The sequence below is a fragment of the Streptomyces adelaidensis genome (assembly GCF_016598475.1).
Classification (GTDB): Bacteria; Actinomycetota; Actinomycetes; order Streptomycetales; family Streptomycetaceae; genus Streptomyces; species Streptomyces adelaidensis.
In genome coordinates this window covers 1-10,154 of record NZ_JAEMUX010000149.1, presented here as the reverse complement: position 1 = coordinate 10,154, position 10,154 = coordinate 1, and the positions used below count along the sequence as shown (strand labels likewise).

The following is a 10,154-nucleotide window of genomic DNA, read 5'->3' as shown; positions in this document are numbered from 1 at the left end:
GAGACCACTACCCCATCGGCCCACGCCGCCGTCCGCCCTCGGCAGACAGGTCACGCGAGGGGCGAGCCCGGCCGCTATCGTGCGCGGTCGGCGGTCGGCGGTCGGCGGTCGGCGGTCGGCGGTCGGCGGTCGGCGGTCGGCGGTCGGCGGTCGGCGGTTCAGCCGTCCGCCGCCACCGCCACCGACCGCGCCCACCGGTAGTCCGCCTTGCCGCTGGGGGAGCGCTGGACGGCGTCGGTGAGGACGAGCTGGCGGGGGATCTTGTAGCCGGCGAGGCGGGTACGGCAGTGGGTCTGGATGTCCTCCAGGGAGGGGTGGGCCGCGCCCTCGCGCAGCTGGACCACGGCCGCGACATGGTTGCCCCAGCGGGCGTCGGGCACCCCGGCGACCAGCGCGTCGTACACGTCGGGGTGGGCCTTGAGGGCCTGCTCGACCTCCTCCGGGTACACCTTCTCGCCACCGGTGTTGATGCACTGCGAGCCCCGGCCGAGGACGGTGACGACGCCCTCCTCGTCCACGGTCGCCATGTCCCCGAGGAGCACCCAGCGTTCACCGTCCTTCTCGAAGAAGGTCTCGGCGGTCTTCCCCGGGTCGTTGTAGTAGCCGAGGGGGACATGGCCGCGCTGGGCGACCCGCCCCGGCACCCCGACCGGGACGGCCTCGTACGTCGCCGGATCCACGACCCGCGTACGGGAGTGGACGCGGATGCGGAAACCGTCGCCCGCGCCCGAGTCCTGAGTCGCCGTGCCGTTGAAGCCGGACTCCGACGAACCGAAGTTGTTCAGCAGCATGGCGTGGGGGACCAGTGCCTGGAACTGCTGCCGGACCGTCTCCGACATGATCGCGCCCGATGACGACACACTGAACAGGGCCGAGCAGTCCGTGCCCTTCATCGGGCCGTTCAGCGCGTCGATGAGCGGGCGCAGCATCGCGTCGCCCACCAGCGACACACTGGTGACCTTCTCCTTCTCGATCGTCCGCAGGGTCTCCTCGGGCACGAACTTGCGGTGGATCACCACCCGTTGGCCGAAGTTGAACCCGATGAACGCGGTGAGGGTGGACGTGCCGTGCATCAGCGGGGCGGTCGGGAAGAACGTGATCCCGTCACCGCCGGCCGCGACCCGCTCGGCCAGCTCCTCCGGCGCCTTCACCGGCTCCCCGGTCGGCGCGCCGCCGCCCAACCCCGAGAAGAACAGGTCCTCCTGACGCCACATCACCCCCTTGGGCATGCCCGTCGTACCGCCGGTGTAGATGATGAACTGGTCGTCGCCCGAGCGGGCCGGGAAGCCCCGTTCGGGCGACGCGGACGCCTCCGCCCCGGCGAAGCCCACGACGCAGAGCGCGGGCACGTGGGGCGCGTCCGGCGCGGGGGTCCCCACCCGCACCAGATGCCGCAGCTTCTCCACCCGCGGCACCGCCTTCGCCACCCGCCCGGTGAACTCCGTGTCGAAGACCAGGCCCACCAGATCCGCGTCGCGATAGAGGTAGACCAACTCCTCCTCTACGTAGCGGTAGTTGACGTTGACCGGCACGATCCGGGCCTTCAGGCAGCCCAGCGCGGTCTGCAGGTACTCGATGCCGTTGTAGAGGTGCAGCCCCACATGCTCACCGGGCCCGATCCCGCTGTCGAGCAGATGGTGCCCGATCCGGTTCGCCGCCGCGTCCAGCTCCGTGTACGTCAGCCGGCGCTCCGCGCCCGTACCGGGGATGTCGAGGTATGCGAGGGCCGCCCGGTCTGGGACCACGTCGACGACCGACTCGAACAGGTCGGCAAGGTTGTACTCCACCGCGCTCCTCCTGACGCCGGACGTGCCCGACACGCGTGCGGTAACCGTCGGTTCGCCGGTCATCAGAGCAAAGGGCGCCGTGACTGTGAAGGGTTCGCGCAGAAGAAATCTGACTGTGTGTCAGAAAACCCTTGTACTGGCCCCGCGCCTCCTGCAACCTGTTCTCGTTCCGGCGACGGAACAACCTGTTCTCGCTCTGCCGGCCGGGAGGAAGCGATGGGTGGTACCGAACACCTCACCGTGCGGCGCGAAGGCGCCACACTGGTGCTCACGCTCAACAGGCCCGAGGCCAAGAACGCGCTGTCCCTGCCGATGCTCGTCGGCCTCCACGACGGCTGGGTCGAGGCCGACGAGGACGACGCGATCCGCTCGATCGTCCTCACCGGGGCCGGCGGTGCCTTCTGCGCCGGGATGGACCTCAAGGCCCTCGCGGGCAAAGGAATGGAGGGCCAGCAGTACCGGGACCGGCTCAAGGCCGACCCCGACCTGCACTGGAAGGCGATGCTCCGCCACCACCGGCCGCGCAAGCCGGTGATCGCCGCCGTCGAGGGGCACTGCGTCGCGGGCGGCACCGAGATCCTCCAGGGCACCGACATCCGGGTCGCGGGCGAGTCGGCGACCTTCGGCCTCTTCGAGGTCAAACGCGGTCTCTTCCCGATCGGCGGCTCCACCGTCCGCCTCCAGCGGCAGATCCCGCGCACCCACGCCCTGGAGATGCTGCTCACCGGGCGGCCGTACAGCGCGAGCGAGGCCGCCGGTGTCGGGCTGATCGGGCATGTCGTGCCCGACGGCACGGCCCTGGCCGAGGCGCTGCAGATCGCCGAGCGGATCAACGCGTGCGGACCCCTGGCGGTCGAGGCCGTCAAGGCGTCCGTGTACGAGACCGCGGAGCTGACCGAGACGGAGGGGCTCGCCGCCGAGCTGAAGCGGGGGTGGCCGATCTTCGACACGGCCGACGCGAGGGAAGGGGCTCGTGCCTTCGCCGAGAAGAGGCCCCCTGTCTACAAGCGGACGTAGGCGTTTCGTTCGTGGGCCGGGTTTTTGGCCGCGGGCCGTCCGTGGCCGGTCGCGCGGTTCCCCGCGCCCCTGACGGGGCGCTCCTGTCGACGCTCTTTGAAGGAGGCAGCCCCTGATGTCCGCAGTCCTCAAGGCACCCGTCACCGTCGAGTTTCCCTTCACTCGTTCCCTCGGGCCCGTCCAGAGCGCCTTTCTCACCGGGCTGCGGGAACGGGTCGTCCTCGGTGTGCGCACCGGTGACGGACGCACGCTTGTCCCGCCCGTCGAGTACGACCCCGTCACCGCCGAGGAGATCCGCGACGTGGTCGAGGTCGCCCCCACCGGCACCGTCACCACCTGGGCATGGAACCACGCCCCACGCCGGGGCCAGCCCCTCGCCGGCCCCTTCGCCTGGGTCCTGGTACGCCTCGACGGCGCCGACACCGCCCTGCTGCACGCCCTCGACGCCCCTGGCCCCGACGCCGTACACACCGGCATGCGCGTCCGCGTCCGCTGGGCCGAGGAACGCACGGGTGCCATCACGGACATCGCCTGCTTCGAGCCGTACGACGGTGAAGCGGGGCAACTCACCGGCGGCACAGGCGAGTTCGAGAACCCGGTCGGTGGCATCGTCGCCCCCGCGCGCCTCGACTACACCTACTCGCCCGGCCGGGCCCAGACCGCCTACATCAACGCCCTCGCCGACCGCAGGACCGTCGGCGAGCGCTGCCCGTCCTGCCGCAAGGTGTACGTCCCGCCGAGGGGCGCCTGCCCGACCTGCGGAGTCGCCACCGAGGAGCGGGTGGAGGTCGGGCCGGGCGGCACGGTCACCACGTTCTGCATCGTCAACATCAAGGCGAAGAACCTCGACATCGAAGTCCCCTACGTCTACGCCCACATCGCCCTCGACGGCGCCGACCTCGCGCTGCACGGCCGGATCGGCGGGATCCCGTACGACCAGGTGCGGATGGGGCTCAGGGTCGAACCCGTGTGGACGGAAGGCGGCCGTTACCCCGACCACTACCGCCCCACCGGCGAACCCGACGGGGACTACGACATGTACAAGGAGCTGCTATGACCCGGGACATCGCGGTCGTCGCCTTCGCCCAGTCCGACACCCTGCGCAGCACCGAGGAGGTGTCCGAGGTCGAGATGCTCATGCCGGTCCTGCACGACGTCCTCGCGCGGACCGGCCTGAAGACCGCCGACATCGGCTTCACCTGCTCCGGTTCCAGCGACTACCTGGCGGGCCGCGCCTTCTCCTTCACCCTCGCCCTCGACGGCGTCGGCGCCTGGCCGCCCATCTCCGAGTCGCACGTCGAGATGGACGGCGCGTGGGCGCTGTACGAGGCCTGGGTGAAGCTCCGCACGGGGGACGCCGACACCGCGCTCGTCTACGCGTACGGCAAGTCCTCGCCCGGCTCCGTACGGGACGTCCTGACCCGCCAGCTCGACCCGTACTACGTGGCGCCGCTCTGGCCCGACTCCGTCGCCCTCGCCGCCCTCCAGGCGCAGGCCCTCATCGACGCGGGAGAGACCGACGAACCCGCGCTGGCGGCGATCGGCGCCCGCAGCCGCGCCACCGACAACCCGCGCGCCCAGCCGCGCGGCCCGGTGCCGCGGGGCGACTACGTGGTACGGCCCCTGCGCACCGGCGACTGCCCGCCGATCGGCGACGGCGCCGTCGCCGTGGTGCTCGCGGCGGGGGAGCGGGCCCGCGACCTGTGCGGGCGCCCCGCCTGGATCCGGGGCCTCGACCACCGCATCGAGGCCCACTCGCTGGGCGTGCGCGACCTCACCGACTCGCCCTCGACCAGGCTGGCCGCCGAACGGGCCGGCGCCTTCGAACGGCCCGTCGACACCGCCGAGTTGCACGCGCCGTTCAGCGCGCAGGAGGTCGTCCTGCGCAGGGCCCTCAAGCTCGGCGGCGACGTCCGCGTCAACCCGTCCGGCGGCGCCCTCGCCGCCAACCCGATGATGGCCGCCGGACTCGCCCGTATCGGGGAGGCCGCCGCCCGCATCCACCGGGGCGAGTCCGACCGGGCTCTCGCCCACGCCACCTCGGGTCCCTGTCTGCAACAGAACCTGGTCGCCGTACTCGAAGGGGATCCACGATGAGCAAGGAGCCCGTGGCCGTCGTAGGGATCGGCCAGACCAAGCATGTGGCGGCCCGCCGGGACGTGTCGATCGCCGGGCTCGTCCGGGAGGCGGCCCGACGGGCCCTGGACGACGCCGAGTTGACCTGGGCCGACATCGAGGCCGTCGTCATCGGCAAGGCGCCCGACTTCTTCGAGGGCGTCATGATGCCCGAGCTGTACCTCGCGGACGCGCTCGGCGCGGTCGGCAAGCCCATGATGCGGGTGCACACGGCCGGCTCGGTCGGCGGATCGACCGCGCTGGTCGCCGCGAGCCTGATCGCCGGTCGCGTCCACGGCACCGTACTGACGCTGGCGTTCGAGAAGCAGTCCGAGTCGAACGCGATGTGGGGTCTGTCCCTGCCGATCCCGTTCCAGCAGCCGCTGCTGGCGGGCGCGGGCGGCTTCTTCGCCCCGCACGTCCGGGCGTACATGCGGCGCAGCGGCGCCCCAGACACCGTCGGCTCGCTGGTGGCGTACAAGAACCGCCGCAACGCGCTGAAGAACCCGTACGCGCACCTCCACGAGCACGACATCACCCTGGAGAAGGTCCAGGCCTCGCCCATGCTGTGGGACCCGATCCGCTACTCGGAGACCTGCCCGTCCTCCGACGGGGCCGTCGCGATGGTCCTCACCGACCGCGCGGGGGCGGCCCGCGCGCCCCGCCCCGCCGCGTGGATGCACGGCGGGGCGATGCGCAGCGAACCGACACTGTTCGCCGGCAAGGACAGCGTGTCGCCGCGCGCGGGCCGGGACTGCGCGGCCGACGTGTACCGGCAGGCGGGCATCGCCGACCCGCGCCGGGAGATCGACGCGGTGGAGATGTATGTGCCGTTCTCCTGGTACGAGCCGATGTGGCTGGAGAACCTCGGTTTCGCCGACGTGGGGGAGGGCTGGAAACTCACCGAGTCCGGGGTCACCGAACTGGACGGGGATCTTCCGGTCGACATGTCCGGCGGGGTGCTGTCCACCAATCCCATCGGCGCCTCCGGCATGATCCGCTTCGCGGAGGCGGCGCTCCAGGTGCGAGGGCTGGCCGGAGAACACCAGGTCGAGGGCGCCCGCCGGGTGCTCGGGCACGCCTACGGCGGCGGCTCGCAGTTCTTCTCGATGTGGCTGGTCGGCGCCGAGCCGCCCACCTCCTGAACCTTCCCCTCACGTGGCCTGTCGGCGGTGGTGGCCGATCGCTAGTCTGGCGGGCGGACGACGAACCGGGAGGAGCACGGACGTGGCCGAGAGCACCATGGAGCAGCGATCGCTCGACGGCTGGCACAAGCCGGCGGAGCTGGACCTCAGCAACGCGGACTGGCGGTCCAGCAGCCAGGGGCGGGGAGATGTCCAGATCGCCTTTGTCGAGGGCTTCATCGCCATGCGCAACAGCGGCAGCCCCGAGAGCCGCTCACTGATCTTCACCCCAGCCGAGTGGGGCGCCTTCGTGTCGGGGGCCCGCGAGGGCGAGTTCGACCTGACCTGAGCGGCCGGACGTGTTCCGTCGGTGGGCGGCCGGGGCCACCCACCGACGGGGAGGGGAGAGCGCCGATCAAGGACCGGTCCTTTGCCGGGGGCCTCCGGGTCCGTCCGTCGCCGTCGCCGGCCCGGTCGCCTGAGGGTCTTTGACGGCAACTCACCGAAGCGCACCCGGCACGGCTCGGCGATCCGCCCGGAACGGCCGAACCCCCGCCCGTACGCCGCCGCGCCGCCCGTACACCGCCGCCCCGACCGTCGGTCCCGCCCCCCGGGGCGGCCGGGCTCAGGTCGGCGTGTGCCCGGCCCAGGTGAATGTCCCGCAGATACGCCATCGGGGACATGCCGAGCCGGGAGGGGCGAACGCCTCCTGGAGTCGGCGCGCGCCTACCTCCGCGACGGCGGCCGGTTCGACGGTGGTGAGCGCGCACTCCGCATGGGTGCGTGGACGGCGTCCACGGCCCGCGTTGCGGCGTACGGCGCGGGGTCGGTCAGCGGAGGGTGACCTCGTGCGGCCCGTTGTACGGCGCCAGCGACAGCACGGTCCTCGGCGTCCGCAGACCCTTGTGACCCGCGAACAGCTCGCGCGCCGTGGCGAAGTCCACCTCGTCGCCCACCACCGGTGCGACCTCGTCGTACAGCTCGCGGACCGGGTCCACGAGCTCCTGGCCGACCTCGGTCTCCGTTCCCCAGATGTCCCACAGCAGCGTCTCGACCTTGTTGAGGTCCGCGAGGTCGAGCCGGACGTTCCCCGCCACGAACCACTCGCCGAACAGGAGTCCTTCCTCCGGCGGGTGGACGCCGAACGTCCGGGCGTCCGCCTCGCCGGCCCGGATGGCCCGCCAGGCCTTGCCCGCGACGAGGAAACGGTCGCGTGGCACGTCCATCGGGTCGAAGTCGATCTTCCACGCGTCGGCGATCAACGGCTCCGTCAGCTGCGCGTCGGCGAACAGCCAGCCCCGCGCCGGGTCCCAGTACTCGGTGACCACGTGGTCACAGTGGAATCCGTTGTTGCCGAAATAGGTCGCGAAGCCCGACCGGAGCCGGGCGGGCACGCCGATGTGCCGCAGCAGCGAACAGTGCAGCAGCGAGAAGTCGCGGCACACGCCGACGAAACGGTCCCCGGTCTCGCGGCGCCGGGACAGCGGGGCGTCGTTCCGCTCGACGACGATCCGCAGGATGTCGTCGAGGTAGCGCGTCTCGGCGTCGTTGTGCAGCCTGTCCTGCGGATGGACGTGGCGGAACAGCTCGCCCTCACCCCGATGGATCATCAGATCCCTTGCCACGCTGGCGAGTTGTGCGGGATCACGGGGCAGACCGGCGTAGAGCGGGGCGAGATCGCCCGGGTCGGTGAACGCGCTCTGCGTGGAGTAGAAGGCGGCGACGTCCGGTGCGAGGCGTACGGGTGGCATGACTGAACCCCCAGCATGAATCGACCACGCGTTCGATTTGCGGGCCGGTTCGCCTCACCGTGCCAAAATTCACCGGCAATTGTCCACAATCCCCGCAGGGAGTCCCGCGGCGTGGAGGCGTCGACGAACCCGCGACCCGGCGTCACGGACCCTGATGAAGCGTCAGGAGCCAGGCGCGGTGCGGAGGTGTCCGCGGGCTCGCGAGCGGTCACGGAAGCCGAAGGCGGTCCGTGCGGCGAGTTTGACCGGGGTCCAGGTTCGTATGGCCGCTCACCCGTTTACAACTTGCCCGTCCTGAAATCCGCACTGCTCTTGAGGACAGCGGAGTCGACGCTCCAGTTCTCCGGCTGGACCCTCTCCCAGAGACTTCCCTTGCCGAGCTCCCTTCCCACCTGGTCTTCTCGGCGGAACCACTCCTCAGCACTTTTGATCCTGTTGGGGTGAATTTCGTCGAGCAGGGCATAATCCCTGGTGATGATTCCGTGCTTCCACACATTCCAGAAGCCCGTGAAATTGTCGCGGAAGCTCATGGTGCTTTTGTCGTCGGGGTCGGCGTTGTATCCGGCGGGGTGATCGGCAAGCCCCTTCAGGTCAGGACCTTCCCAATACGTGTTCAGATCGGTGTCGATGTACCGAGCCGGATGCCCGGTGACCCTCTCGAATGCCGCAGCCATATCCGCATAGGTCATGTGCTCGATAGCGACTTCGAGATCCATGCCGTTGGCCCGCTCCGGATGGTCGAAGAGCCAGCGAACGTAGAATCCGCAGTCTTCGAGAGCCACGTGAGGAACGGCTCCGTCGCCGAGAGGGACTCGCCATGTGACGACACCGTCCTCGACGCTGGGTGTCATGGGCGTGAGCGGTGAGATCGCCATCTCGATGTAGGGACCTGAAGTGAAGACCGCTGCTCCCGTCCTGTCCCTGTTCTTCTCGTTTTGGAACAGCACCCATTCGGCCATGCGGCCTTTTCCGTCGTAGTGTCCGGTGCGGAAACTGGAGTCGTAGCCCGACTTCTTCAGGGCGTAGTCGAGGTTTCCGTAGACGAAGAACTTGATCCCTTCTTCAATCGCTATCTCGTAACTGCGGAAGGCCCAGTAGGTCTCGGTCTTCTCACCGGTGTTGAATCCGTCGATGTTGATGAATGCCCCGTCACAGCCCCGGAATCCTTCCCGCAGCACCTCTTCGTCGGCGAATGACCCTTCGAGGATGGACACGTTGTCGAGCGCGAGGAGGGCCTGGGCCCGGGGGGACGTGGAGTCGCGGGTGAGGACTCGGACGGAGTACTTCTTGTCGGCGACCAGGGCGCGGACGATGGGCATTCCCTGAGCCCCCTGTGCCTCCGACGACGAAGATCGTGGAAGTGGTGTGGGAAGGCATGGCTTTTGACTCCAGAGGATGAAACCGATCGGTTTCCATCAGCGTACACCGATCGGTTTCTGCTCGGCAAGCGCGCGGGTATCCGGATCTTGTGAAGGCTTCGATCTCGGTCCATGGAGGTCGACGAAGGCGGCGAGCTGTCGCGCCTCGGGGCTGGCCGCGCCTGTGCGCCAGGTGAGGAACTTCCAGCGGACGGGACCGACTTGAGGGCGCTCGGCGCCCGCAACGGCCAGGGCGAGGAACTCGCGCGTGCTGGGGGTCGAGACTGGTAGGCCCGCATGTTGAGGTGTCGTGTATTCGCGGCTGAGGCCCACGGACCATGACGCTGGGTGAGAAGCCGGGCCGGTTGATTGGCTCTGACATGATCGCGCGGTGAGTGATGCGAGGCTGCTGGCCGCGGAGGCCGTTGAGTCACATGTTCGGGCGTTCTTCGAGGGGCATTTCGTGGAGGTCGTCGTCTGCGACCTTGGGCCGGAGCGGCGCGAGGTCGTGCCCGAACTGCGGGTTCTCGTAGTGGGTCCCGGTCCGCGCAGCGACAGTTGGGCCTATGTGACCGCCGGGTGCTGGGCCGCGACGGAGAAGGACGGTCACGGGCTGGAGTTCGTCATGACCGCCCACGCCCAAGACCAGCGGTTCATCGACCTCATGGCGATGATCGCCTACTACCACTGCGGAGGGCATCGGCTCGATCTGGAGCACAGCATGCCGATCGGTGAGCCATGGGTGCCGGGCTCGACCTGCGACCACCTGCTGATCAGCCTGCCCCATCTCCACGGACCTGACCTTGACGATGTCGTGCGATGCCCTTGATGCTTTCGCAGGCCCCGCCCCCCGGCGTCCGGCCACGGCATGAACACCATCAGCCACATGGCGTAACCGTATTGCCGCGGTATCAGCCCCGAGGCGTACGCGCCGCGACAGCCAGGCAGTGCTACGCGGACCAGAGAGCGATTCCTGCGATGGGGAGTGCCGCCATGTCGCGG

9 protein-coding genes are annotated in these 10,154 nt (G+C 69.8%); 6 read left to right on the top strand and 3 right to left on the bottom strand.

The window, feature by feature from the left end:
- Positions 1 to 158: 158 nt before the first annotated feature.
- Positions 159 to 1,787, bottom strand: a complete 1,629-nt coding sequence (locus I8N67_RS39885; RefSeq protein ID WP_200309201.1) for an acyl-CoA synthetase — start codon at positions 1,785 to 1,787, stop codon at positions 159 to 161.
- A 216-nt stretch (positions 1,788 to 2,003) separates the two neighbouring features.
- Here I8N67_RS39885 and I8N67_RS39880 point away from each other — a divergent pair, with 216 nt between their 5' ends.
- From I8N67_RS39880 to I8N67_RS39860, 5 genes are all read left to right on the top strand, one after another.
- Positions 2,004 to 2,804: a crotonase/enoyl-CoA hydratase family protein gene (locus tag I8N67_RS39880; protein ID WP_200309200.1), complete on the top strand. Its 801-nt coding sequence runs from the start codon at positions 2,004 to 2,006 to the stop codon at positions 2,802 to 2,804.
- A gap of 115 nt (positions 2,805 to 2,919) precedes the next feature.
- Entirely contained in the window at positions 2,920 to 3,861 is a 942-nt protein-coding gene (locus I8N67_RS39875; protein WP_200309199.1) for a Zn-ribbon domain-containing OB-fold protein, read from the top strand.
- Entirely contained in the window at positions 3,858 to 4,901 is a 1,044-nt protein-coding gene (locus tag I8N67_RS39870) for a thiolase family protein (RefSeq protein ID WP_200309198.1), read from the top strand. Before I8N67_RS39875 ends, I8N67_RS39870 begins: the two co-directional genes overlap by 4 nt.
- Complete coding sequence (locus I8N67_RS39865; protein ID WP_200309197.1) at positions 4,898 to 6,064, top strand: thiolase family protein; 1,167 nt, start codon at positions 4,898 to 4,900, stop codon at positions 6,062 to 6,064. The genes I8N67_RS39870 and I8N67_RS39865 overlap by 4 nt, the downstream gene beginning before the upstream one ends.
- Before the next feature lie 82 nt (positions 6,065 to 6,146).
- On the top strand, positions 6,147 to 6,392 hold the full coding sequence (locus I8N67_RS39860; protein WP_200309196.1) for a DUF397 domain-containing protein: 246 nt from the start codon (positions 6,147 to 6,149) through the stop codon (positions 6,390 to 6,392).
- A 481-nt stretch (positions 6,393 to 6,873) separates the two neighbouring features.
- Here I8N67_RS39860 and I8N67_RS39855 read toward each other — a convergent pair whose 3' ends face one another.
- Both I8N67_RS39855 and I8N67_RS43530 read right to left on the bottom strand, forming a co-directional pair.
- Positions 6,874 to 7,794 carry a transglutaminase-like domain-containing protein gene (locus I8N67_RS39855; protein ID WP_200309195.1) on the bottom strand — a complete coding sequence of 307 codons (921 nt, stop codon included), beginning with the start codon at positions 7,792 to 7,794 and terminating at the stop codon, positions 6,874 to 6,876.
- Between the two features lie 278 nt (positions 7,795 to 8,072).
- Complete coding sequence (locus tag I8N67_RS43530) at positions 8,073 to 9,113, bottom strand: NmrA family NAD(P)-binding protein (RefSeq protein WP_234047015.1); 1,041 nt, start codon at positions 9,111 to 9,113, stop codon at positions 8,073 to 8,075.
- A gap of 430 nt (positions 9,114 to 9,543) precedes the next feature.
- Here I8N67_RS43530 and I8N67_RS39840 point away from each other — a divergent pair, with 430 nt between their 5' ends.
- Complete coding sequence (locus tag I8N67_RS39840; protein ID WP_200309194.1) at positions 9,544 to 9,981, top strand: suppressor of fused domain protein; 438 nt, start codon at positions 9,544 to 9,546, stop codon at positions 9,979 to 9,981.
- The last annotated feature ends 173 nt before the right edge of the window (positions 9,982 to 10,154 follow it).